Source organism: Kibdelosporangium philippinense (genome assembly GCF_021390435.2).
Classification (GTDB): domain Bacteria; phylum Actinomycetota; class Actinomycetes; order Mycobacteriales; family Pseudonocardiaceae; genus Kibdelosporangium; species Kibdelosporangium philippinense.
Genome location: NZ_JAJVCN010000004.1, coordinates 1,828,945 through 1,853,080 on the forward strand (window position 1 = coordinate 1,828,945; position 24,136 = coordinate 1,853,080).

Here is a 24,136-nt window from a genome sequence, read left to right on the forward strand (position 1 = left end):
TGTGACCAGGGGTGATGGCGTCGCGCTAGGCCATTCGAGTGAGGAACGGCTGTGCGAAGGACTCAAAAATGTCAGACCCCTTCGGTAGCTTTCTCCCCATGAACAGAACCGATCGGCAGTTCGCCTTGGTGGAGGAGCTTCGCGTGGCGGCGCCCGAACCGCGTGCGGCGCGGTGGCTGGCAGATCGTCTCAACGTCTCGATCCGGACGATCGAGCGTGACCTGGCCGCCTTGCAGCAGTCGGGTATCCCGGTCTACGGCGACCGGGGACGACGTGGGGGCTACGTGCTGGACAAGGACCGGACCTTGCCCATGCTGAACATGACCACCGAGGAAGCGATGGCTGTGTCCGTCGCACTGCGAGAGCTTCGCGGCGAGCCGTTCGAAACGGCGGCCCGCTCAGCCCTCGCCAAGCTCATTTCGGTGATGCCAGAAGGAGATTTGGAGCGCGCCGACCAACTCGTCGACCGCGTCCGACGCGTCAGCGCACCACTTGGCCCACGGTCAACAGTGCCGCGTCCAATCCAGCGCGCCCTGGAAACCGGCCACGTTCTACACATCAACTATCGCGACGGCAACGACCACAACACCCGCCGCACAGTGGAGCCCATGGGCCTCTTACACGGCCCACGCGGGTGGTACTTGCTCGCTTGGTGCCGACTGCGCGACGCACCACGCGGGTTCCTGCTCGACCGTGTCCACAACGCCGAAGTCGGGGAGGAATCCGTGGTCGACCGCAGCGTCGACCTCAACCCAGCGGGGCCCGGTGCCCCCACCCTCCGCGTCGCGGGTTAGCGATTCCTACCTCGTGAGTGGTTATGCGGGTTAGAACACGCATAACCACTCACGAGGTCTGACCAGGCAGCGCTCTACTGGAAGCGCTTCGTGCGTGCGATGCGGGACCGTTGCGGGGCTGACCCGTGCCGCCTGCGATCCATCCCTCGGACATAGCCGCCGTCGCGAGGGTGGCGCTCACGGAGCCCGGGCATCGAGGCCGGACCTACCGGCTGACCGGACCGCGACGTGTCACGCCCCGCGAGCAAGCCGCCGACATAGCGGAAGCACTGGGCAGAAACTGTCCTTTGTGGAGGTCAGGCGGGACCAGGATCACCAGGAAATGGTTCCATACATGGGAAACGAGACCGCAGACGCTGTCCTCGACCTCATGGGCGGAGACGTCAACCAAGAACTGTTGACCGTCCACGACACGGTGCAACGGATCACCGGCCGCCCAGCCGCCAGCTTTGCACAATGGGCCAAGGGAGAACGTCAAAGCTTTCGACATGTGACAAAACCGTGGCCTCAAAGCACGTCACATTCTCGGGAAACCACGAAGACGTCCCGAGGAGACGCTGCGAAGCTGTCCGGCGCAATCGCACTCGGCGGAAGGACACGACATGTCGAGGAGACCGAACCCGGTATCGGCTGCGTGCACTCGGACTGGTGATCGCCACCGCGGCGGCGTTGATCACCTCGACCGAGGTGGCGACGGCGGCACCCGAGAACGAAGACTACCTCTGTGTCGAGGAAGTCGAAGTTTGTGAGACGGCCGGGCAACTGGCTGGCGGGTCCGCCCAACGGGCCACGGAATACCTGCGGGACTACACGACCCAAGTGGCTGCGAGCGGCCACCTGATCCACCCGGGGCCAGGGCAACGCCGGTTCTTCGGGTGGCGGCTGTCCCGCTCGATGATCGAAGGCGACCGGATCAAGCTCTACCGATGCCAGCTGATCAACGGCAGGCCGGTGAACTGCCGCTACATTGGCGACATCGGCGTGCAAGCGGAGTACCACCTGCGCAACAGGTACGTCTCCGACATGGAGACGGCCGTGGTAAACCTGATGAACGAGCCATTCATGATCAGGCACTCCGCGACCTGCCAACCAGTGTCACACGAGTGCATCCCGCAACCCGGCTTCTTCGCGAGCCTGTTCTCGCGCGCCAAAAGCACCCACGGATTCGAGGACTTCCAACTGCGGACCAGAGCGACGTTCTCCATGACGTTCCAATGGGAGATCGACGATCCGGTCACCAGGACGCGGGCACTCACAAGGCCCTTCACGTCACACTCGTTCATCTGCACCCAGTACCTGCCACCAGACCGCCCGGGTGACTGCTGGTTCTAAAAGCGTCACTGAACCGGCATGGTGTGGCATCCCGATGTGTGCCACCACGTCCGGAAAGCGTCGCTGCACTCCTGATGATCCGCGTACGCCTGGCCGATGTGCCCGACGATCGTCGTGATGTGGGCGGCGATCGGGCCGTCGGGCCGGAAGATCAGCCGCAGCCGTTGTCTGAGCGGATGGCCGTCCAGTGCGCGGATCACCAAACCCGGTGCCTCCTCTGTGGTGGCGAGAACCGGTGCGACGGCCGAAGTCGTCATGACCAGGCGACGGGCTTCCAACAGGTTCTGTGCGGACTGTCGGATGTGGAGCGACACTCCGGCGCGCTGGCACACGTGCTTCAGATACACCGGCCACGTTGTGGGGCCGCCGGGTTCGTCAACCCACACGTAGTCCATGAGTGCACGAAAGGGAACCTGTGGCATGTGCGCGAGTGCGTGCCGTTCGGACATCATCACGAAAACGGGTTCATCAGGCAGAACCACACGCTCGCGGACTGTCGCGGGCCTCGGCAACGCCACTGGCGGCCAATCGTAGACCACCGCGAGATCGAGGTCTCCGGTGCCGACCATCCGGATGTTCACCCTGGAATCACGGTTGTCACGCAACTGTACGCCGGACGCCCACGGCTCGCCGGCCAGCCGCCTGCCGAGTTCGCCAAGCATCGCTCCGGCGTAGCCGCCGATCCGGACCCGCATGGCTCCCCTTGTGGCTTGAGCCTGGGGGCAGCGCACCGCACGCTGCCCCCAGCCCTTTCAGCATTCGCCAATCGGCTGCCAAACCCAGCTTTGGCCCGGCGCCTGGCCGTAGGTCCAATACTGCGCCTGCCATTCCGCGTTCTGGAATGACACGGCACTGCCCGGCGGGTAATTGACTCCAGACCGCCACGCCACCGCCTGGCACGGTTCGCCGCCGCCGATTGTGCTGTCAATCCATTGCCGGTACGCGACAACATCGGTGTAAACCGCGTTGTCCGTTCCCGTTCCACACGTGGAATTCGTTCCACCGCTCCGGCTTGTCGCACCGACCAGCTGCCAGCCGCCATTGGCCTGAACCAATGCTGGGCCGCCGGAATCGCCATAGCACGCGGTCGCCGATGTCGTTCCGTACACACAGAGTTCGCTGCCTGGCTGGACGATCGTGGCTCTTCGAACTTGGCCGGGGTTTGACTGGGTCGTGAGGTTTCTGCCCAGTGTGAGGGCCCGTGGCTCTGTGCGTGATCATTTCTGTTGTCTACGCAGGAAGATCACGACAGAAGAGCCACGGGCATGGTTAACGATACGACCCGTCTGCTGGGCCTGGCCGGCCTGGTTGTCGTTCGGGTCGATGAAGCAGCACACGGTGGGCCGGTGGTCCATCTGGTCACCGCAGACGAGCAGGCCCGTGCTTGCCCGGGATGCGGCGTGACAGCGACCAGGATCAAGGAGTGGGTGACCACACAGCCGAGGGATCTGCCGGTGGTTGGCAGACAGGTCGATCTGCGGTGGCGCAAACGTCGCTGGCACTGTGACCAGCAGGACTGCGGCAGGAAGACGTTCACCGAGGCGGTCGAGCAGGTTCCGGCGCGGGCCCGGGTGACCGGTCGGTTGCGGCGGGCGGCCGGTGCGGCGGTGGCCGATGGTGGGCGCACGATCGTGCAGTCCGCTCGGGATCACGGCTTGTCCTGGCCGGTGGTGTCGGCCGCGTTCACCGCCCACGCCGCCGCGGTGCTGCCGGACAGGCCAGACCCGGTGGCGGTGCTGGGGATCGACGAGATCCGCCGGGGCCGTCCGCAGTGGACCTGGAACGACGACCAGCAGTGCTGGGAGGTCACAGTGGATCGGTGGCATGTCGGGTTCGTGGACCTCGCGGGCGGGCAGGGCCTGCTCGGGCAGGTCGAGGGCCGCACCAGCGTGGCCGTGCGGGACTGGATCACCCAGTGGGACCAGGCCTGGCGCCAGGGCATCCGGGTCGTGGCGATCGACATGTGCACCGTCTTCGCCGCCGCGGTCCGCGCCGTGTTACCACAGGCCAGGCTGGTCGTGGACCACTTCCATCTCGTGCAGTTGGCCAACCAGGCCCTCACCGAGGTCCGTCGCCGGGTCACCCTGCAGGTGCGGGGCCGGCGAGGCCGCAAAGGCAACCGGGAGTGGGAACTGCGCAACCGGCTGACCCGCTCGGCCGCCCGGATACACGAGAAACACCTCGACCCGATGATCGACGACCTGCGGGCACTCCCGACGGGGATCGGCACACCGATCCTGACCGCGTGGAACGCCAAGGAAGACCTGCTCGACCTGCTCGACCTGGCGCGCACCCACCCGGACCGGGCCGTGATCTGGCCCCGGCTGTCGCGGTTCTACGAGCGGTGCGCCACAGCCGGCCTGCCCGAACTGGAGCGACTGGCCAGCACGGTCTCGGCCTGGTGGCCCGAAATCCTCGCCTTCCTCGACACCGGCATCACCAATGCAGGATCCGAGGGCACCAACCGGGTCATCAAAACCGTCGCCCGCGACGCCTACGGCTTCCGTAACCCGGTCAGTCAACGTCTGCGCACCCGCTGCGCCACCACCCGCAAAGGCCGAGGATGCCTCAACCCCGCATAACTTCGAAGAGCCACGATCGTCTGGCAACTGGAATCCGGCAGAATCCGGGTGTCCAGTTGTTTCAGGCCGTCCGGGCCTTGGTCACAGCCGCGCTGCGGACACGTCTGGCCCCAGCCGAGCAGGCGGCTGCCTGAGTTCACGGCAGGGCTGGTAGATGCGATGGTCACCGGCGTGTTGGACACCGACTGCGACAGGCGCATCAACGCGATGTCATAACCGCCGCTGACGTCACCACGGTAATTCGGGTGCTGCACGATCTGCGAAACCCGCACCAGCGTCCCGCCACTCGACCGGCTGCGTGAGCCGATTCGCAGCTGGAATTGGCTGGCGCTTTGCCCAGCCACACAATGAGCGGCTGTGACGACCCACTGCGCATTGATCAGCGAGCCGCCGCAGCCATGTCTTCCGTTGACCTGCAGGCTGGTCATGAATGTGTAGTCCTGGGTGGCGGTGCCGCCTGTGCCGGGGTGGCCGCGAATGCCGCGATCACAATCGGCACGAGCAGCAGCATTGTCTTCATTGAAATTGCAGGGACTCCTTGAAACGCACAGCAGGGAATGCCCCGGCACGTCAGCGCCAGGGTGCGACAGGTATTGCCCACTGACCGCCCTGATGGGTTACACCAAGCGGTCGAATCAACTGTGCGACACGAATACCGATTCCTATGACAGCATTGATCCATAACTCTGGCTGATGCCCCTGTGGCGTCCACAGAGGACGAATCGGCGAAGGTTGGCCGCCGAACCGCCCATCATCCTGCGTCCATTGGGTTGAGGCGCCGCACGGCCGTGCAACCCGCAGGTCCGCACGGATAGTCGCCCGAAAGGGCGGTGTTGATCAGTAGCACGCGCGAGAACCTGTAGGCCTAGCCAAGCCGAGGTAGAAGGAGCACTTCATGGCGGCGACTTACGGCGCCCCAGGCGTCTACATCGAGGAGCGTCCCAGCGGTTCGATGCCGCTGCAAGGTGTGGGCACGGCCGTTGCGGCGTTCGTGGGTTTCACCGCGACCTACAACGCGGACGCGGGTGACCCGACCGACCCAGATGGCGTCAAGCCGCAGCTGGTCACCAGCTGGCCGCAGTACGAGCGCATCTACGGCGGGTTCGCGCCGGGCATCCTCCTGCCGCACTCGGTGAAGGGTTTCTTCGAAAACGGTGGCGGCATCGCCTACATCGTGCGTATCCCGAGTGGCAACGGCACCGGAAAGGCGCAGCGTGCGCTGCCCGCGTCCGGCCGCCAGGAGATCGAGACGCTGAACGTCGAGGCGCTCGACCCGGCAGCCACCTATGACATCGTCGTCGAACCCGCGCCGGTCGCCGAAGGCGAGACCAGCCAGGAGTTCACGCTCAAGGTCATGGACAACGGTCAGGTCCGCGAGGAGTTCGGTGGCGTCCACCTTGGACGCGGCCCGAAGAGCGTCGAGAAGGCGATCAACGAGCGCTCCAAGCTGATCCGCGTCGAGGTCAAGAACGCGCAGGGTCTTTCGGTCGCCGAGCGCGCACCGGCTCCCGGCCGCTACGCCATCCAGGCCGTCGCGCCCGCGACGAACTCCGTCTCGCCGACCGAGTTCGAAGGTTCCGAGGTGACCCGTACCGGTTACGAGGGCCTCGCGATCGCCGAGACCGTCACGATGGTCGCGATCCCCGACCTGATCACGGTCGCCACCCGCCCCGACGGCACCTTCGACACCGAGGGATACCTTGCCGCGCAGTCGAAGCTGGTCGACTGGTGCGAGCGCAGCCACACCAAGATGGCCATTCTCGACTCCCCGCCTGGACTCAACGCCCAGCAGGCGCTCGAGTGGCGTACCGCGCTCGGCAAGGACAGCGCGTTCGGTACCGCGTACTACCCGCACCTGGTCGTGCAGAACCCGTTGGCGCGTCCCGGCGCGACCGATGGCGAGAAGTTCCTGACGGTTCCGCCGTCCGGCCACGTCGCCGGTGTGTGGGCACGCACCGACGCCGCACGTGGTGTGTGGAAGGCCCCGGCCAACGAGGTCGTCCGCGGCATCGCCCGGCTCGAGACCGACGTGACCACCGGTGAGCAGGATCTGCTCAACCCGCAGCAGGTCAACTGCATCCGGTCGTTCGGCGCCAACGGCATCCGGATCTGGGGCGCCCGCACGCTCGCGGCGACCGACCAGAGCTGGCGCTACATCAACGTCCGGCGGCTGTTCAACTTCATCGAGGAGACCATCCGCCAGGGCACCCAGTGGGTCGTGTTCGAGCCGAACGACGCCGACCTGTGGGCCAGGGTCAAGCGCACCATCAACGCCTTCCTTCGCAACCTGTGGATGCAGGGCGCACTCGTCGGCAACACGCCTGAGCAGGCCTTCTACGTCCTGTGCGACGAGAGCAACAACCCAGCGTCCTCTGTGGACGAAGGAAAGCTGATCGTCGACGTCGGGCTCGCGCCGGTCAAGCCGGCCGAGTTCGTGATCTTCCGGCTGAGCCAGTGGCAGGGCGGCGCGGAGACCTCGGACTGAACAGGGTGACAGGGAACTAGGGAGCAGACGCTATGTCAGACGTGACAGCCACGAACATCTTCGTGATCGAGGCGGACGGCATCGAACTCGGCACGTTCATGAAGTGCAGCGGCGTCGTCAACGAGTCCGAGGTCATCGAGCACAAGGAACTCAACAAAGAGGGCCGCATGATGATCATCAAGACGATCGGCGCCCTGAAGTGGTCCGACATCACCCTTGAGCGCCGTGTCGACAACGACACAGGCCTCTGGGAGTGGCGCAAGGAGATCATCAACGGCGACATCACCAAGGCGCGCCGCAACGGCTCCATCGTGGCGAAGAACTCCAAGATGGAAGAGGTCGCGCGGTGGAACTTCACCAACGCGTGGATCTCGAAGTGGGAGGGCTCGGAGCTGTCGGCCGACGCGAACTCGGTGAGCACCGAGAAGGTCACCATCACGCACGAGGGTCTTGAGCGGGTATGAGCGAGCTTGCGAGCGAATCATCGATACAGGGTCGGGCTCATGCGACGCGACTGGACCAGATCGAGGAGCCCGCATGAGTCTGAACACCGAATACCCTTTCACGTTGCCGAAAGGCTTCATTGACGACGAAGGCGTGATCCACCGCGAAGGCGTCATGCGCCTGGCGACGGCTCGCGACGAGATCGAACCGTTGCGCGACAACCGCGTGAAGGACAACGAGGCGTACGCGACGGTGATCGTGCTCGCGCGTGTGGTCACCGAGCTCGGCACGTCCGGCCGGGTGACCACGCGCACGATCGAGCGCTTGTTCGCCAGTGATTACCGGTATCTCCAGGACTTCTACCGGGTGATCAACTTCGGTGACCCGTCGATCCTGGAGAACATGGAGCCAGGCAGCCCTTTCCCGGAGGAGGCGGCAGCGGTGGGCTGACACGCTACGCCGCGGCGACGCTGTGGCGCGAGATCACGTATCTGGCCTACCACTTGCACTGGGGGTTAGACCAGTTGCTTGATCTCGAGCACGGCGACCGGGTCACGTTGCTCGAGGAAGTCAGCACTTTGAACGAACGTTTCTGGCAGGGGATCGGCGGCAATGGCGAATAATCAGGCTCGCACCATGGATCCGCCGTTCGCAGGCCAGTTCGTGTTCACTGTGGACGGACTGACGATCGGTACGTTCCTCGAGGTGTCCGGGCTCTCGGTGCAGATCGACACCGAGGAGATCGTCGAGGGCGGGCAGAACCAGTTCACCCACAAGGTGCCCAAGCAGATGAAGTGGCCCAATCTCGTGCTCAAGCGCGGGATCACCGAGACGGACGTGCTGTTCGAGTGGTTCGCCAAGTGTTCAGGAGAGGGCCTGGACGCGGCTGGCAGCAAGATCGAACGCAGGCACGGCTCGGTCCAGTTGAAGGACTCGACGGGCAAAGTGGTGAGGCGTTGGGATTTCACCGACGCCTTCCCGGTCAAGTGGAGTGGTCCCAAGCTGGCCGCGTCGTCGAAGGATCTGGCCACCGAGGAGCTGGAGGTGTGCCACTGTGGCTTCAAACCGGCGAAGTAGCATCGGTGGCCGCCTGCGTGGGCTTATCCCGTTTCGCAGTAGGCAACCGGAGGTGGCTCGCAGCACCCCGGTAGGATCAAGCAAGTCGCTGGCTGTCCGTCCGCCCTGGTGGCGGATGGCGGCCCAGCGGCTTGTCGGCGGTTTGCTGCCGGGGTTCCGTACCGGCAGCGACCCCCAAGCGAAGACGTTCGCTGAGCCGACGTACACGCCCGAAAGGCCGCTGCTGGCCAGGCGCATCCCATTGGCCAGCAAGGATTCCATGCTGCGGCATGGGAAAGACAAGGTTGTCGGCGGCTCGACGGCGCATCTGACGATGGCGCCGCCGCAAGGGCAGGCTGCAGTGGTACAGCGGGAAGCCACGTCCATTGTGGTCCCGCCGGTGCAGCCGTTGATCGGATCGCCTGTGGCGCAAAGGCCAGTGGCGCCCGCGAGTGTTACCGGACCGGTGGCGAACTCGCCGGGAGCAATTGGAGCGGCGGCGCAGGTCATCGCGACGCAGCGGCTCGCGGCGGCCCAGCCTGGCCAAGGGCGCCTGACCACCTCGGATGGCGTGTCGGTACAGCGGCTCGCGGCCGCGGCCTACCAAGCGACCGGCCAAGCCTCTTCGGCTCACGGGCCATATACCCGGGGCTCGGCGGGCCCATTCGGTGACCGTTCTTCGGGCCTGCCGAACCAGAGTCTCGCGGCAGCCTCGGCGGTGCTCGGCCGCGGACTGTCCGCGCACCCCGCAGCCCCGACGTCAGCCCCCGGGCTCTTCGCGCATCGCCTTGCCGCGGCGGCCCGGATGTCGGTCGTTCAAGCGTCGGCGGCGCAGGGACTTTCGGCAGAAAGCCTTGCCTCAGCGGCACAATCCACCTCAGGTTTCCCAGGTCAGGCTGCCGGACCGGGCCACCCGCCTGCCCCGCAGCGGCTGGCCGCCGCGCCCCTTTTTGCCGCTAGGTCGGCGAAGGGCCAGTCCGGGCCAATGTCCCTGCCCGGTCAGCCACTCTCGCTGGCGTCGGGCACATCCGGCCAGCCACGCGTTCTGCCATCTGCTTCCGGCCGGCCTTCGCTCGCGGGTCCCGAAGCTTCCCCAGAACAACGCTGGCGAGCGGCCGTTGCCGCCGTCCCACTCGAATCTCCCAAGCCTTTCCCGACCAGCATGCGACCCCTTGTCGCACAGCTGACCGGCAGCGCCGACGGAGCCTCGTACACGACCGGCTCCGCGACCCGCCGGGCCCTCAACGAGGTCGGCGCGCTGGGCGCGACCACCGGCCGAGTCGTCCACCTGGCACAACAGCCCAGCAGCGACCCGGCTTCACTCAGCGTCCTTGCCCACGAGCTCACCCACGCTCGTTCGCCGATCACCCGGCCACGCTTCATGCTGCACAACCACACCGGCTCGATGGACTCCGACGAACGGCACGCAAGGACCGTCGGCTCTCAGTTCGAAACCGCTGCGCCCATGCGGGTGCAGCGGTTGTTCGGCGGTGGCGGACTGCCTAGTGTCGGTGGTCTGACCAACCAAGCGACCGGTGCACTGAGCTCACTCGGCAACAAGGCGACCAGCATGGTCGGCGGCCTCGCTAACTCCGTGACCTCGGCAATCGGGTCAGGGGCGAACGACATCAGCGAGCGCTTCTCCAGTGCCGCATCGGGTTTCGCCAACCGGGTCGGTGAGGAAGCCGGATCCGTCTCAGCCGGTCTGATCGACAGTCTGCCGGTCGGTGGCGGAGCCAGTGGCGTTGTCGGTGCCGTGTCGCAGATCGCCAAGACCGTTGTGGACAATGCGGTTCGCGAGGCCACGCAGGGTGCGATCAGCGAAGCCAACCAGGCCGTGAGCCAGGTGAGCCAAGCCGCCCAAGGCATGGTCAGTCAGGCACAGGGCATGGCGACTGAAGGCGTGAACGGCCTTGCAGGTCAGGCAAACCAATGGGTCAACGGCGCGGTGTCGCAAGCCACGGGCGCCGTGCAGGACTTGGGCAACCAGGCACAGGGCGCCGTCGATGCCGCGCAGAACGCGGTTGGCCAGGCGCTCGGCCCTGGTGTCCAACAAGCACTGTCTGGTGTGGACCTCGACCGGATCGCCGAGGCCTTGGAAGAACGACTGCTCCGCCAGCTCGAACGGCGTGGCGGACGCTATGCGGGGGTGTTCTAGATGGCCGCGGTGAAGGCGTACCTGCTGACCGAGGGCGGGGACCAAATCAAGTGCTTGTTCAACCCGGCCGAGCTGACCATCAGCAAGTCCAACAGCTGGCAGGGCGGCGAGGCCAAGGGCAAGAACGCGCCTGAGCTGCGGTTCCAGGCCGGTCAGTCGGCCACGATGTCGATGTCGCTGATGTTCGACACCACCCGCGAGGGCACGCCGGTCACCGAGCACACCGACAAGTTGTTGAAGCTGATGAAGGTCGACCCTGCGCTGGCTGGCGCCGACCCGAGCCGCAACAAGGCCCGGCCGCCGTGGGTCGAGTTCCACTGGGGTGACACGAAGTCGTTCAAGTGCATCGTCGAACGTGTCCAGATCCGGTTCACCTACTTCGCCAGCTCCGGCAAACCCTTGCGGTGCAAGGCGGACATCACGATGAAGCAGTGGAAGGACGAGGACCAGTTGCCGCTGCAGAACCCGACGTCCTCCACGCCGACCCTGCACACCGTGCACCAGCTGAGGCCGGGGGAGACCTTGGACCGTGTGGCCGCCGCGCACTACGGCGACGCGACGCGCTGGCGCCAGATCGCCGAGGCCAACGGCATCCTGGACCCGTTGCTGCTGCCCAAGGGCAAGCAGCTAGCCATTCCTGAGCAGGGCACGCGTCGACGGGACGGCGGTTATGCCTGAGCAGCGGCGCCTTGACGGCGTCATCCTGACCGTCGACGGCTCGCCTTTGCGGACCGAGCTCTACGGCAGGTTGATGCTCGTCCACGTCGAGGAGTCCGTGCAGCTGCCGGACTCCTTCGCGCTGCATTTCGACGATCCGCACTTCGAGCTGTTCGACGAGGACAAGTTCAGGCCGGGGACGAAGATCGAGATCGCGTTCCGCGCGGAGGGCGAACCGGTTGTGGTGACATCCGGCGAGGTCACGGCGGTTGCGGTGGAGCCGGGCGTGTCCGGGCGGCACGAACTGGTGGTGACCGGGCTCGACCTGACCCATCGGATGGCCCGTGGCGGCAAGTCGCGCGCGTTCACCAACATGACCGACGCGGACATCGCGCGCCGGGTCTCCGGCGAGTACGGCCTGGACCCGGACATCGACGGCACGTCCGAGGTTCGCACGCACATGTTGCAGCACGGCGAGACCGACTACGCGTTCCTTAGAAGGATGGCGAGCTCGATCGGCTACGACTTCTGGATCACCGAGAACAAGTTCCACTTCAAGCGCAAGCCGTCCGGCCGTGGCCAGGCGCCCAAGCTGACGTGGGGCGAGAACCTGCGCAGCTTCAAGGTCCGGTTCGCCTCGGTCGACGCGTGCGACGAAGTCGTTGTCATGGCGTGGGATGCGGTCGACAAGAAGACGATCACCGGCCGTGCCAACACTCCTGATCACGGCACCGACGCTCCGGCAGCGCAGCAGATGGCGTCGGCTGCGAAGCGAGCGTTTGGTCAGGTGACGCGCCGGGCCGGGCAGTTCCCAGCCGCCAGTCAGTCCGAAGCGGACGCTCGCGCGCAGTCGTTGATGGCCAAGGCTTCCGGCGGTGGCGTGATCATGCGCGGTGAGGCCGTTGGCAATCCGTGGATCGGCGCGGGCAACGACGTGACGCTTGACAAGGTCGGCAGCAGGCTCGCGGGCAAGTACCGGGTGACCACGGTCGAGCACATCTATGGCGCCGATCGGCCGTACGTCACGCGTTTCACCTGTGGCGCCAAGGAAGCCGAGAGCCTTGTCGACATGATCGGCGGCGGTGGCACGGCCAACCGCCAGGAGCACCGAGGGTGGGGAAGCCTTGTCGTCGGGGTTGTCACCAACAACGACGACAAGGAAAGCCAAGCCAGGGTCAAGGTGAAGTTCCCGACCCTGTCGGAAGACGAAAGCCAGTGGGCCCGGGTGGCCACGATCGGCGCCGGCGCGGCCCGTGGCATCGAATGGCTGCCCGAGGTCGGCGACGAAGTTCTTGTCGGGTTTGAGAACGACGACAAGTCGCGGCCGATCGTGCTCGGCGGACTGTGGGGCCGCAAGGACAAGCCGCCTGAGCCGAACCCTACGCAGGACGGCAAGGTCAAGGACCGGGTGATGGCCAGCCGCAAGAACCATCGGATCGTGCTGACCGACGACCCGAAGAGCAAGATCACGATCAAGCTCGGTGACGCGGAGTGCGAGCTGACGCTTGAGAAGGACGAGTCGAAGCTGGTCGGTGAGACGAAGCTGGTGATCAGTGCGAAGGACATCGAGATCAAAGCGGGCAATTCGCTGAAGGTGGAAGCGGCGAAGATCGACATCTCGGCCAAGGGCGCGATCACCGCGACCGGTAAGCCGATCAAGCTGAACTAACACCCTCGTGAGTGGTTAGCCGCGTTCTAACCCTGCTAACCACTCACGAGGCTTGAGCAGGGAGTTGGGTGATGAGTCAGCCGGGCAACGGCGATTTGATCGGATCGGGCTGGGCGTTTCCCGGTCAGATCACGCCGGGCGGCAGCGTTCGTCTTGTCCAGGGCGGCGAGGAGATCGATGCCGCGCTGCGGATGATCCTGACCACCGCGCCGGGCGAACGCGTGATGCGCCCCGACTTCGGCTGCGCGATGTGGGAACAGGTTTTCGCGCCCGTGAACGCGAACACGCTCGGCCTGATCGAGCAGAGCGTGCGGGAGGCGGTGACGCGGTGGGAGCCGCGGGTCGAGCTCGAATCGGTTGACGCGACGCCGGACGGTGACGGGTCAATGATCGCGATCGACATCGCTTATCGGATCAAGGCCACCAACGACCACCGCAACCTGGTTTACCCGTTCTACGTCATCCCGCAGGAGGAACCGGCGCCGTGAGCGAGCTTGCGAGCGAATCATTCAACACAGCGCCCAGGCTCATGCAGCGGGACGCAAGCCACATCGGAGAGCGCTCATGAGCCTTCCAGCGCCCAATTTGGACGATCGCCGGTTCCAGGACATTGTGGACGAGGCCAAACGGCGAATCGCCCGTCACTGTCCTGAATGGACCGACCATAACGTCTCCGACCCCGGCGTCGCGCTGATCGAGCTGTTCGCCTGGATGACCGAGATGATCCTGTACCGGCTCAACCAGGTGCCGGACCGGTTGTACGTGAAGTTCCTCGAACTGGTCGGCATCGAGCTCGCCTCGGCCAGCCCGGCCCGCACGGACATCCTGTTCACGCTGGCCGCGCCGCCGGAGCAGTCGATCCGCGTGCCCGGCGGCACCCAGGTCGGCACCGAGCGCGGGCACGGCGAAGACCAGATCGTCTTCATGACCGACACAGACCTGATGCTGGTCCGCCCGAACCTGACGGCGCTGCTGACCAGGACCGACGGCCGGTTCGAGAACCGGACCGAGGAGCTGGGCCTTGAGGGCACGCAGATCCCGGTGTTCCCGTCGTTGCATGTGGACGACGCGATGTACCTCGGCTTCGACGAAAGCCTTGAGGGCAATCTGATCCGGGTCGACATCGAGGTCAGCGGCGCGGCCGGTCGTGGTATCGACCCACGTAACCCACCGCGCGTCTGGCAAAGCTGGAACGGTCGCGATTGGACGAACGCGCGGGTCCTGAGCGACACCAGCGATGGCTTCAACACGACCGGCGAGATCACGTTGCTGCTCAAGGGACGCCACGAGAACCTGGCGATCGGCCCGGTTCGCGCGCACTGGGTGCGCGCCAAGCTGATCGACCCGGCCGTCGAGGGCCAGACCTACGACACCCCGCCACTGCTGGACTCGGTCGCTGTGGTTGGCCTCGGTGGCGCTGTGGCCGCGCACCACGCAGAGCCCGCGCCGCGCGAACTGCTTGGGACCAGCGATGGCGAGCCTGGCCAGGTGCACGTCGTGCGGCGCGCGCCTGTGCTGCCGCGTCGTGGCGCTCGTGAGCGTGTCGAGATCGTCCCGCCGCGACGGGAGCCGGGCGTGGACCCGGATCCCGTGCCATGGACCGAGGTCGCGGACTTCACCGACGCCACTGAGGACGATCGGGTGTACACGTGGAACGGTGCGACCGGCGAGATCCGGTTCGGGCCGCGCGTGATCGGCCGTGACGGCCGGATTCGCCAGTATGGCGCGGTTCCCGAGGAGGACTCGCAGATCTGGGTGACCGGTTACCGGTATGGTGGCGGCAGGCGTGGAAACGTCGGCGCTGGCAAGCTGACCGTGCCGCTGAGCGCGATCCAGTCGGTGGATTCCGTGCGTAACCTCGAACCAGCCACGGGTGGCGTCGACGCGGAGTCTGTCGAGAATGCCAAGGTCCGCGGGCCGTTGTACCTGCGTGGTGGTCACCGCGCGGTGACCGGCAAGGACTTCGAGCGTCTCACGTTGGCTGCCGCGCCAGGTGCTGCTCGTGCACGATGCTTGCCGCCGTTGAAGGCAGGCGATCCCGTGCGGCTGCTCGTGGTTCCGCGCAGCGATGTCGCGCCCGAGACGATGAAACTGCAGGACTTGGCGTTGAAGCAGGATCTGGTCGATCAGATCAAGGGATATCTCGACGGCCGCCGCTTGCTGACGACTCAGGTCCGGATCGACACGCCTTCGTACCAAGGAATCACGATCGTCGCCGAGGTTCACGCGGCCCCGACCGTGCGGCCGGAGAAGGTGCGTGAGGACGCCGAACGCGCGCTGTACGAGTTCGTCAACCCGGTCACCGGCGGTCCGGACGGCAAGGGCTGGCCGTTTGACGCAGATCTGTCCATTGGCGACATCTTCTCGGTTCTCCGTGGTGTCGCTGGTGTTTCGCGCGCGGAGACCGTCCACATGTTCCTGGCGGACCTGCGTGGCCAGCAGCAACCTGAGGAAGTCGGCCAGCGTGTCCGGCTCGCCAAGGAAGAGCTGTTCATGTCCGTGTCGCATCGGGTGGTGGTCAGGCAGTGAGCGAGCTTGTCGAGCGCACCATTCAACACAGTCGACCGCGGTCATGCGACGGGCTTAGCCACGGCGGGAGCCGCGCATGACCGCAAATGCAGGATGGTTGGTCAACCAGCTCCCGGCGGTCATGCGCCGGGACCAGGTGATCTCCGGGTTCGTCAAGGCGTTCGAGGAGATCGGCGACTCGGTCCGTGAGCAGGTCATGGACATCGAGCACGAGCTTGACGTCAACCTCGCGTCACCCGAGATGCTGGTGTACATGGCTTCGTGGATCGGCGTGGATGTCGACGCCGCCATGCTCAGCTCCGAGGACGCAGGCGTCCGGGACGCTCAGCGCCGCCTGATCCGCGCGGTCGGCCAAGCGCTTGTCTGGCGCGGCACCAGCCGTGGCCTGGAGTTGCTGCTTGAAGCGTTGACCGACAGCCGGGTCGACGTGATCGACTCTGGCGGCGTGTTCGGGCCACGTGACGACGTGCCCCAAGCGTCCCATGTGGTCACGGTCGAGCTGGATCACACCGGCCTGCTGACAAAGAAGCAGGTGATGACGTTCCTCGCCGAGGAACTGCCGATCGGCGTCCGGGTAGACCTGGTCGTCCGGTCCGAACAGCAGGAGCAACGATGAACTGCCCAGAGTGCGGCCACCCGGTCCCGCCACAGGGCGCGAAACTCTGTGCGCACTGCGGCTACCCCTTGCTATTGGACAAACCAGCACACGTGGAGCCGCAACCCCACAAGGTCACCCACAAACCCGTCGACGACGGCGTGGTCAGCTACACAGGCCAGTACGCGCCACCCCCACAGCGGCAACGCGCTTACGCACCTCCGCCGCAACAGCAGCAACAGCACCGCCCGCCGCCTCAGATGATGCGGGAGCCGCAGCGTGCGCTTGGACCCCATTGCCCGCAGTGCCGTCAGGTGAACCCGCCGCACCGCAAGCGATGTGAGATCTGCGGGTGTGAGCTGTGGCCCGGTTCGGCTTTCCCGCCACGCTGGATGCCCGAGCCGCCACCCGTCGCCGCAGGTCCCAAGCGCAAGAGCCAGTGGTGGAAGACCGCGCTGCTGATCGGCTTGCCATTGGTGGCGATGGGAACGGTCTGGGCCCTGGCCTACTTCCTTTAACTGCTACGGAGCTTCAGATCGTGGCAATGGTGAGCATGTCTTCGAGGCCCACCAGATCGTCGGCGTTGCGTGTATAGATTGTCGCGTTATGCGCATGCGCGGTGGCGGCGATCAGGAGGTCCATGACCCGTGCCCGCGGTTGCCGTCCGGCCCGGACGACGCGTTCGGCCAGCCGTGCGTAGCTGTCAGCGACGGCGTCGTCGATTGGCAGCGGATCGAACCGGCGCTGAATGGAGCTGAGACGGGTCAACCGTGCGCCACGCACTTGATCGTTCTTGGCGACCAGGACTCCGAACTGAAGTTCGGCCAAGCTTGCCACGCTGATCGCGAGTTCTCCAGGGATGGGAGCGACATCGGTCGCGATCAACACGCTGGTATCAAGGATGCCCCGACTCACCGTGGTTCCCATGGATCTGTGACGCTGCCGTCGACCAGATCACGATCTTGTGCCCAGTCGGGGTCCGCGGGCCCATTGAAGATGGCTGCGAACTCGTCCCATGGGCGCCACGTGCGGGAGCTGACCGGGCCGAGTACGGCTGCGGGCCGACCAGCGACCGTGATCGTCACCCGTTCACCGGCTTGTGCACGCCGCACCAGTTCGCTGGCGTTTTGTCTCATTTCGCGCAGTCCAGCTTCGCTCACCATCACACGGTAGCACATGTGCTACCCCTCTTGTTGGAGGTGAACTTGGTGAGGTCTGGGCCTGAGTCGGCTCCTGTGCGGCCTCTCGTATCCTCTGCGCGTGTCAGTTGATCTTGAGGCGACTTTGCGTACGCCGATCACGTTGGCTGTCCTGATCGATCGCACCCGAAACGTGCTTGCCGATCTCTTAGGCGGAGTTGACGTACCGGACTTGGCCGTGGTCACCGATCGCAGGCGCGGCAGGCAACTTGGCCCCGCCGGACTGGCCGCCGCTGTGATCGGCGAGCCGATCGAGCCGGACGCGGACGGTCTGTCCGGCTCTGTCTTCTACGACATCGACGTTCCCGCGACCGGCGACGGGGTCCGGCTGATGGTGATCGACTTCATCGGCGAAGCCAGTATCGACGACGACCGGCATGCCGTGTTCAGCCCGAGTCGCACGGCCGTCGGTGTCACGGTGGCGACCGGATTAGCCCTGGCCACAGCACAATTGGCCGATGGCGAGTTCGTGGACGACGAGATCCGGATGCTCACCCCGCCCGTGCGGGAACCTGACGAAATGGTCAACCGGACCCGTCTTGACGGTCCGGCTGACAACTTCGTTGTTCAGTGCGGGAAGTATCTGAAACAGTTCCCGAATCTCACGGAACTCGGGTGAAGCCGACCCGCTTGACGATGGTCAGCGTGTCCTTCGTCGGCTGGACGCTCGGGCTGTAGCCGAACTCGACCATCTGGATCGGCGGCTGGCCCGGCTCGACCTTGATCCCGATCGGCACTTCCTCACCCATCTTCGTGGCGACCGCCTCGAAGGTCTTGCGTGTGCCGTCCTGATAGGTCGCGATCGCCGCGTACTTGGCTCCCTGCACACCGGTGAAGTAGACGTTGAACGCGCTGAGCGGCTTGTTGAACTGGAACCGGATCGGGACCACGTTGCATTCACGGATGTCCGTCGGCAGTGACGACGTCAGGAACACGCCTGCGCCCGCCAGTTCGAGCCCCGTGCCCGGCCTGGCGATGCGCAGGCCTTGGTGGGTCGCGCTCTTGCAGACGACGGGCGCGCGTTCCATCGCGTTGCTGAGAGTGAGCCCTCGCTCGAGGTAATGCGTGTTGTCGATCAACCGCGGGCTTTGCACGGGCTGGCCATCGATGCCCATTGAGAAGTCGATGTTGTCGATCACGGCGACGGCCGTGGGCGCACCCGACTGCGACGGAGGCGGAACAGGCTGCGAAGGCTGAGGAGCGCCCGAGCTAGCGTTAGGTGGTGGAGCTGGCTGGGTCGGCTGCGGCGCGTTCTGCTGTTGAGGCTGCGGCACTTGCTGCTGGACCTGTGGCGGCAGCGGAGAAGTCGCCGCCGCGTTCTGGGTTTTGATGTCACGCAACAAAAGCGCGCCACCGACGGTCGCGCCGCCCAGCACGGCCACCCCGGCAGCCAAAGCACCGAACTTCATCCAGCCGCCACGGATCTTCGGCCGCTGCACGAACGAAACCGGCTTCTCCACCACGGTCTCGCCAGCATTCGCCCGCAACGTCGCTGACCGGTGCTTTTCCGAGCCAGTCAGTGGCTGGTCGGAGTTCACGGTCACCTGCGAACCCGCGACCATGCCTGGCTCGAGCCGCAACTCACGCGGCGCGAACTTGAATCCGACGCGGTTCTCTGGGTCAGTGCCCGACAGCGTCACGGCCATCGGCATGTTGCCTTCGTTGGCCAGGTTGATCACGTAGTTGCCGACCTTGCCGCCGTTGGCGACCTCCGGCTGCACGTTCATCGTCAGCACCGGCGCGGGCCGCACATCGAGCGGAAGTTCCTCACACCGCGAGACTTCCTGGCTGTACGGCGACTTCACCACCAGACCGAGGATGTACGGACCGGCGATCATGCCGCCGCGCTCCGGCACCGAGATCTGCATCCGCAGCGTGCCGACTTCCTTCGGGCGCAGCTTGACCACGTCGGGCTCGCAGCGGAACAGGTCGTTGCTCGGCAGGCCGACGACGTGCGCCGAGAAGTGCTCGACGACCTGGCTCGCGTTCTGGACCGTCAGCTCGACATCGGCGGTCTCGCCCGGCCCGAGCGAGATCCGCTCCGGGCTGACGGTCACTTTCATCGCGATGGCCATGACAAGATCATCCTTCGATTCGTGGTCCGACCCAGGACGCCCAGTCCTGGCCCGCGGAAGCGCCCGCGTTGAAGCGGAACCTGATCCCGGTGGCGCCCGCGTGCGGGGTCAGGTCGACGTTGATGGGCCGCATGACACCGTCCGAAGCGGAGTCGTTGACCGTGGCGATCGTGGTCGCCGCACCGCCCTTGATGATGCTCACGATGAACGTGCCACTGCCGGCCGATCCGCCCTGCACGGACATGAAGCCGACCGTGGCTCTGAACCTGTCACCGGCGATGACCGGACGTGACAGCGTGAAAGTGCCTTGAATGAAGCCGTTGGCTACCCACTGTGGGTGCGTTTCGAGCAAGGCGGGATATGAGCCGTCCTCGACCTGGTAACCCGTGCGTGGCTTGACGAATCCGCGCTCGTCGACATCGCTTCCGTTGTACGGCAGCGTTCCAGCGCCACTGGTCCATGTCGCGCTCGCGGCCCGTGCACGCAGGTCGATGACGGCCGGTTTGCCCGACGAGACCTGCAAAGTCACCATGGTCTGCGGCGCAACGACCTTGCCACCAACAGGATTCTGCGAGACCACGAGCCCGGCCGCGACCGTGTGGCTCGCGACGTGTGCAACGGTACTGCGCAGGTTGGCGTTGGTGAGCGCGGTGGTTGCGGCGTTCTGAGTCTGTCCGATGACCGAAGGCACTGTGGTGTCCGGCTGTTTGGTCACTTCGATCGGACGAGAGGTCATCGCCTGCTGTCCGTCCGGCATGGTCACCTGCACGCTGACCTGGTACGTCCCGATCGTGGCCCACTTGTGGCCGACCATCGCGCCATTGCCGTTCTGGCCGTCACCGAACGACCAAGTCGCGTGGGTCGGAGCGGTGCCTTTGCTGTCGTCGACCTTCAGCGTGATGTTCTCAGCGACCACCGGGCTCGTCTTGGATGACGTGATCTTGATGACCGGTTTCTCCTGCGTAGGAGGTGGATCGTCCGGTGGCGGAGCCGGTTCTGGCTGCGAAACCGGAGGCGGAGGTGGTGGGGGAGGCGGTGGTTGGACCGTCGGAGGAACCGGCGGGGCCTCGGTGGAAGGCTGTTGCGGTGGAACGGGAACCTGCGACGCATCCGGTTGCTGCGACGGCTGCTGTGGCGGGTTCGGCTGCGTGGGAACGCCCGTGATGGGCGCGTTCAAGCCCTTGTTCGGGTCGTTCTTGTCGTACTTGGCGACATCCAACACAGCACCCTCGACCGTGATCACACCGGCCTCGTCGGTGTCGGGCACGTTGAAGAACACCATGTTGTCCCGCGACACCAACTGGAACTGCCGGGCCGTCTTGACCACCTTCGGCTGCGCCAGCACTGTTTTCTTGTCCAGCCCGACGATCCAGACCTGGCCGGTGGTGTAGTCCGGCACGAACAAGTGATTGCCCGCCTCGACCGCGGCACCGAGCTTGCCACTGGCCAGCGGCACCGCGTCGGAACAGCTTTCCTCTGCCAGAGAACAGATCGTGAGCACGCCACGCGGCGCGACCACGTAGAAGCGGTCGCTGTACGGCGAACCGCTGAGCTGAATGTCCTCGCCGTCCCGTAGGTCGATATCGATGGTCGTGTCGACCTTGCGCAGCGACGGGTCGACTGTCGTTGCCTTACGCGCGGCAACCTCAACGACCAGCGGCCTGCCGTTGACCATCGTCAGCACACTGCGCCCTGGACGGGTGACTTCCTTGATCGGGACCTGTTCTTCGCCGTCGATGATGGTTCGCACGTCACCGGTGGCGTTGTCGGAGATCCACAGCCGCCCGTCCGTATCAATTCCCGTTGTGTTCGGCGCGATCTGGGTCGCCAGGGTTTGCGGCGTGCTCAGCGCACGTCCGGTTCGCGGGTCGGCGTTGGTGAACAGCCCCCGTTGAGTGTCCACGATGTACAGCTTGCCGGAGCCTGCGAACGCGGTCAGCCCGCTGCGCGCGCCCCCAATCGGCGCTTCCGGCGCACTGACCTCGAAAGTTGCCCCATCGATCCGCCGAATGGTCCCCGCGGTCTGGTCGACCGAATACGCGTTCGGGCCGGCCTGCACCACTTCGAGCACCGATCCAGGCTGCGAAACCTGGACCTGGGCGGAAACCTCGGCCGAAGTCCCGTCAAGCAGGCTCAGTTGGCCGACCCGGCCGGACGGCAGCCATGCGGCACCGGACAGCAGCTTGACGTTCTGAACCTCGTGGCCACTGTCCATACCGGCCACAGCGACCCCGCCGAGTACCGCCACCGCGCATCCGGTGGCGAACCCGTTGCGTATCCACGGTTTCCGCAGGGATAACGGTGTCATATCCCCACCTTCCGTTGTCGCTTCTCGGTCATCCGCTGCTGCGGGATCCGCAGTCCCAGCATCGGCAACAGCCAGATGAAGTTCGCGGACCCCACGGCGAACCTCGCGGTGATACTGGTGTCAGTGAAGACGTTGAAGGAGCAGCCGGAGTTGCCTCCCGAGCACGGGCCGTCGGACCAGCCGACGAAATGTGAGTCAGGACGTGGGTTTCCCCAAAGCGTGACGGCGTCATTGTCCGGATTGTTGATGGTGTACGTGCATGTCGTTGTTTGCGACAGCGCCGAGCACTCACGTCCGTTGTTACCGCCACCATTGACGGACACAGCGCCGGAACTGCCGGTCGCGGCGGTCACACGGACCGTCAACTTCGTGGGTGGCGGCTTGACCTCGAACTCGTTGGCGACGGAAATGCTGCCGGTGTGCGTGTTCGTCCGCACAGTGCAGGTCGCGCTGGTCGAGCCCGCGCACTCGGCTGGAGTACGCCATTGTTTGATGCGGTGCGTCGAATCGGGCTCCTGGCGGAAAGTGATGTTGGTACGCCGGTCCACTTCGCCCGTGCAACGGGAACCGGACGAGCACGAAGCCAGATTGCCTGGGCCGCCGGTGATCCGGCCTCCTTGCGCCACCGTCACACTGACACTTATCGTCGGCGCGGCCCCGACCGTCACGGTCACCGACCCGCTCGTGTCCCTACCGTCAGGGATTCGTGCCTGAACGCTGACCAGGTACTGGCCTTCCTGAGTCCACGTCTGCTGCACGGGCGCGCCGGTCTTCGTCCCGCCACCCTGGAAACTCCAGCGGATGTTCGACAGCTGCTGGCCATCGCTTGCCGTCACGTTGAACGTGGCCGGATCGCCCGCGACCGGCGCACTGGGATTGGCCGTGACTCGCAAACTGGGCAAGGGATCCGGGGTTGGCGGCGGTGGAGTGGTGCTACTGGATGAGCCTGGCGGCTGATCTGCAGGCGGCTCAGGTTGGTTCGAGGTCGGCGGCTGCTGTGATTGTTGTGTCTGCTGTGGCCTGCTCGACTGCTGCGTGACCGAAGGCGTGGTGCGTGGACTGGTCGCCTGATTGGACTGCGAAGGCGGCACTGGCTGGTGGGCCGTTGCGGATGGCGCTACCTGTCCTGCTTGGCCCGCAACAGGTGTGGTCAGGCCTTTGTTTGGGTTCTTCTCGTCGTATTTCGCCGTTTTCAGGATCGTGACATCCAGTTGGACGACACCGGCACGCGCGGATTCCGGATCGTTGAAGAACACCATGCCGTCGCGCGCCAGCAGCTGGAAATCGCCCGCAGGCGTGAGTACCTGGGGTTTGGCCACGACGCTTCCGCTGTCCAGGTTGATGATCCAGACCTGGCCGGTGGTGTAGTCGGGCACGAACACCCGCTTGCCCGCTTCCACCGCGGGACCGAGCTTGCTGTTGGCAGTCAACGGAATCACCTGTTCACAGGATCCCGCAGTGAGGTCACAGATGTGTACGACACCGCGTGAGGCCACGATGTACACGCGAGGATCGTGGGGTGATCCGCTGACCTCGACGGTGTCATCGGCCCGCAGATCCAGATTGATCGTGCGGTCGGCCGCACCGGTGACCGGGTCCACCGTGATCACCTTGCGGCCTTTGACGTTCACGACCACTGGGCCGCCAGCGGCAACCGTGACAACGTTTTCACCGGGATCGGTGATCTTCGTGTTCGTCCGCTCCTGGCCGTCGAACCTGGTCAGCAGGCCAGTCGAGTTCTCGAGCACCCACAGGCGACCGGCTTCGTCCAAAGTGGCCGTACCATCGCCGACCTGCGCGGCGAGCGTCTGCTCGCGTCCTTTTCGGGCGATCGTGCGCGGGTCGGTGTCGACTAGCACGCCGCGTTCACTGTCGAATGCGTACAACACATCTTTGCCAGCGAATGCCGACAAACCGGTGCGAGAACCCGGGATCGGCGCCTCGGGCGTGCCCAGTTCGAACGTGGCACCGTCGATCCGGCGGATCGTGCCCGCGGTCTTGTCCACCGCGTACGCGGTCGACCCGGTCTGAACCACGTCCACCACGTTGCCGGGCGAGGCGACTTGCAGCTGGGCAGCCACCTCGGCCGTCGACCCGTCGAGCAGGGTCACCTGCCCGACCTTCGCCGACGACAGCCACGCGGCACCGGACAACAGCCGGACGTCCTGCGCGGGAATCCCGTCGTCAGCTCCGAAAACCACGGCCGCGCCGACCAATAACGCAGCTGATACGCCCCACGCAGTTGAACGCATG

25 protein-coding genes are annotated in these 24,136 nt (G+C 65.5%); 16 read left to right on the top strand and 9 right to left on the bottom strand.

What is annotated here, in order from left to right:
• The first annotated feature begins 98 nt into the window (after positions 1-98).
• Positions 99-794: a helix-turn-helix transcriptional regulator gene (locus tag LWC34_RS51550; RefSeq protein WP_233733569.1), complete on the top strand. Its 696-nt coding sequence runs from the start codon at positions 99-101 to the stop codon at positions 792-794.
• Positions 795-999: 205 nt separating this feature from the next.
• Here LWC34_RS51550 and LWC34_RS51555 read toward each other — a convergent pair whose 3' ends face one another.
• Complete coding sequence (locus tag LWC34_RS51555; RefSeq protein ID WP_233733570.1) at positions 1,000-1,284, bottom strand: hypothetical protein; 285 nt, start codon at positions 1,282-1,284, stop codon at positions 1,000-1,002.
• Positions 1,285-1,442: 158 nt separating this feature from the next.
• On the opposite strand from LWC34_RS51555, the gene LWC34_RS51560 reads away from it, so the two are divergent.
• Positions 1,443-2,126 carry a hypothetical protein gene (locus LWC34_RS51560; RefSeq protein ID WP_233733571.1) on the top strand — a complete coding sequence of 228 codons (684 nt, stop codon included), beginning with the start codon at positions 1,443-1,445 and terminating at the stop codon, positions 2,124-2,126.
• Positions 2,127-2,131: 5 nt separating this feature from the next.
• Here the strand turns inward: LWC34_RS51560 and LWC34_RS51565 are convergent, their stop codons facing one another.
• A complete protein-coding gene (locus LWC34_RS51565; RefSeq protein ID WP_233733572.1) occupies positions 2,132-2,821 on the bottom strand; it encodes a LysR substrate-binding domain-containing protein in 690 nt (229 codons plus the stop codon).
• Between the two features lie 57 nt (positions 2,822-2,878).
• A complete protein-coding gene (locus LWC34_RS51570) occupies positions 2,879-3,316 on the bottom strand; it encodes a trypsin-like serine protease (RefSeq protein ID WP_235731351.1) in 438 nt (145 codons plus the stop codon).
• Between the two features lie 75 nt (positions 3,317-3,391).
• On the opposite strand from LWC34_RS51570, the gene LWC34_RS51575 reads away from it, so the two are divergent.
• Complete coding sequence (locus tag LWC34_RS51575; protein ID WP_233724452.1) at positions 3,392-4,708, top strand: ISL3 family transposase; 1,317 nt, start codon at positions 3,392-3,394, stop codon at positions 4,706-4,708.
• Here LWC34_RS51575 and LWC34_RS51580 read toward each other — a convergent pair.
• A complete protein-coding gene (locus tag LWC34_RS51580; RefSeq protein ID WP_372496819.1) occupies positions 4,645-5,277 on the bottom strand; it encodes a S1 family peptidase in 633 nt (210 codons plus the stop codon). The two genes, LWC34_RS51575 and LWC34_RS51580, sit on opposite strands and share 64 nt — an antisense overlap.
• A gap of 326 nt (positions 5,278-5,603) precedes the next feature.
• Here LWC34_RS51580 and LWC34_RS51585 point away from each other — a divergent pair, with 326 nt between their 5' ends.
• The 12 genes from LWC34_RS51585 (at position 5,604) to LWC34_RS51635 (ending at position 16,819) form a co-directional block, all read left to right on the top strand.
• The gene (locus tag LWC34_RS51585) at positions 5,604-7,193 is read left to right on the top strand and encodes a phage tail sheath family protein (RefSeq protein ID WP_233733576.1); all 1,590 of its coding nucleotides are present in this window, start codon (positions 5,604-5,606) and stop codon (positions 7,191-7,193) included.
• Positions 7,194-7,225: 32 nt separating this feature from the next.
• Positions 7,226-7,657: a phage tail protein gene (locus tag LWC34_RS51590; RefSeq protein WP_033380928.1), complete on the top strand. Its 432-nt coding sequence runs from the start codon at positions 7,226-7,228 to the stop codon at positions 7,655-7,657.
• Positions 7,658-7,730: 73 nt separating this feature from the next.
• Positions 7,731-8,087, top strand: a complete 357-nt coding sequence (locus LWC34_RS51595) for a hypothetical protein (protein ID WP_233733578.1) — start codon at positions 7,731-7,733, stop codon at positions 8,085-8,087.
• Between the two features lie 20 nt (positions 8,088-8,107).
• Complete coding sequence (locus LWC34_RS58550) at positions 8,108-8,260, top strand: DUF6760 family protein (protein WP_308200301.1); 153 nt, start codon at positions 8,108-8,110, stop codon at positions 8,258-8,260.
• 13 nt (positions 8,261-8,273) lie between these two features.
• On the top strand, positions 8,274-8,714 hold the full coding sequence (locus tag LWC34_RS51600) for a phage tail protein (RefSeq protein ID WP_233733580.1): 441 nt from the start codon (positions 8,274-8,276) through the stop codon (positions 8,712-8,714).
• A gap of 52 nt (positions 8,715-8,766) precedes the next feature.
• Positions 8,767-10,851, top strand: coding sequence for an eCIS core domain-containing protein (locus LWC34_RS58555; protein ID WP_233733581.1), 2,085 nt, complete (start codon positions 8,767-8,769; stop codon positions 10,849-10,851).
• Positions 10,852-11,529: a CIS tube protein gene (locus tag LWC34_RS51610; RefSeq protein WP_233733582.1), complete on the top strand. Its 678-nt coding sequence runs from the start codon at positions 10,852-10,854 to the stop codon at positions 11,527-11,529. It abuts the gene before it with no gap.
• Positions 11,522-13,177 carry a VgrG-related protein gene (locus LWC34_RS51615; protein ID WP_233733583.1) on the top strand — a complete coding sequence of 552 codons (1,656 nt, stop codon included), beginning with the start codon at positions 11,522-11,524 and terminating at the stop codon, positions 13,175-13,177. Before LWC34_RS51610 ends, LWC34_RS51615 begins: the two co-directional genes overlap by 8 nt.
• Positions 13,178-13,248: 71 nt before the next feature.
• A complete protein-coding gene (locus LWC34_RS51620) occupies positions 13,249-13,665 on the top strand; it encodes a GPW/gp25 family protein (protein ID WP_233733584.1) in 417 nt (138 codons plus the stop codon).
• A gap of 76 nt (positions 13,666-13,741) precedes the next feature.
• The gene (locus LWC34_RS51625) at positions 13,742-15,706 is read left to right on the top strand and encodes a putative baseplate assembly protein (RefSeq protein WP_233733585.1); all 1,965 of its coding nucleotides are present in this window, start codon (positions 13,742-13,744) and stop codon (positions 15,704-15,706) included.
• Between the two features lie 76 nt (positions 15,707-15,782).
• On the top strand, positions 15,783-16,322 hold the full coding sequence (locus LWC34_RS51630) for a hypothetical protein (RefSeq protein ID WP_233733586.1): 540 nt from the start codon (positions 15,783-15,785) through the stop codon (positions 16,320-16,322).
• Positions 16,319-16,819: a zinc-ribbon domain-containing protein gene (locus LWC34_RS51635; RefSeq protein ID WP_233733587.1), complete on the top strand. Its 501-nt coding sequence runs from the start codon at positions 16,319-16,321 to the stop codon at positions 16,817-16,819. The genes LWC34_RS51630 and LWC34_RS51635 overlap by 4 nt, the downstream gene beginning before the upstream one ends.
• A gap of 13 nt (positions 16,820-16,832) precedes the next feature.
• Here the strand turns inward: LWC34_RS51635 and LWC34_RS51640 are convergent, their stop codons facing one another.
• Both LWC34_RS51640 and LWC34_RS51645 read right to left on the bottom strand, forming a co-directional pair.
• The gene (locus tag LWC34_RS51640; protein WP_233733588.1) at positions 16,833-17,216 is read right to left on the bottom strand and encodes a PIN domain-containing protein; all 384 of its coding nucleotides are present in this window, start codon (positions 17,214-17,216) and stop codon (positions 16,833-16,835) included.
• Positions 17,213-17,461 carry a type II toxin-antitoxin system Phd/YefM family antitoxin gene (locus LWC34_RS51645; protein ID WP_233733590.1) on the bottom strand — a complete coding sequence of 83 codons (249 nt, stop codon included), beginning with the start codon at positions 17,459-17,461 and terminating at the stop codon, positions 17,213-17,215. The genes LWC34_RS51640 and LWC34_RS51645 overlap by 4 nt, the downstream gene beginning before the upstream one ends.
• A gap of 100 nt (positions 17,462-17,561) precedes the next feature.
• On the opposite strand from LWC34_RS51645, the gene LWC34_RS51650 reads away from it, so the two are divergent.
• Positions 17,562-18,119: a hypothetical protein gene (locus LWC34_RS51650; protein WP_233733592.1), complete on the top strand. Its 558-nt coding sequence runs from the start codon at positions 17,562-17,564 to the stop codon at positions 18,117-18,119.
• Here the strand turns inward: LWC34_RS51650 and LWC34_RS51655 are convergent.
• Genes LWC34_RS51655 through LWC34_RS51665 form a run of 3 tightly spaced genes read right to left on the bottom strand, consistent with a single transcriptional unit; the run spans position 18,103 to position 24,135 of the window.
• Positions 18,103-19,575: a COG1470 family protein gene (locus LWC34_RS51655; RefSeq protein ID WP_233733594.1), complete on the bottom strand. Its 1,473-nt coding sequence runs from the start codon at positions 19,573-19,575 to the stop codon at positions 18,103-18,105. The two genes, LWC34_RS51650 and LWC34_RS51655, sit on opposite strands and share 17 nt — an antisense overlap.
• Positions 19,576-19,582: 7 nt before the next feature.
• The gene (locus LWC34_RS51660) at positions 19,583-21,883 is read right to left on the bottom strand and encodes a PKD domain-containing protein (protein ID WP_233733595.1); all 2,301 of its coding nucleotides are present in this window, start codon (positions 21,881-21,883) and stop codon (positions 19,583-19,585) included.
• Complete coding sequence (locus tag LWC34_RS51665) at positions 21,880-24,135, bottom strand: PKD domain-containing protein (RefSeq protein WP_233733596.1); 2,256 nt, start codon at positions 24,133-24,135, stop codon at positions 21,880-21,882. The genes LWC34_RS51660 and LWC34_RS51665 overlap by 4 nt, the downstream gene beginning before the upstream one ends.
• Position 24,136 lies beyond the last annotated feature (1 nt).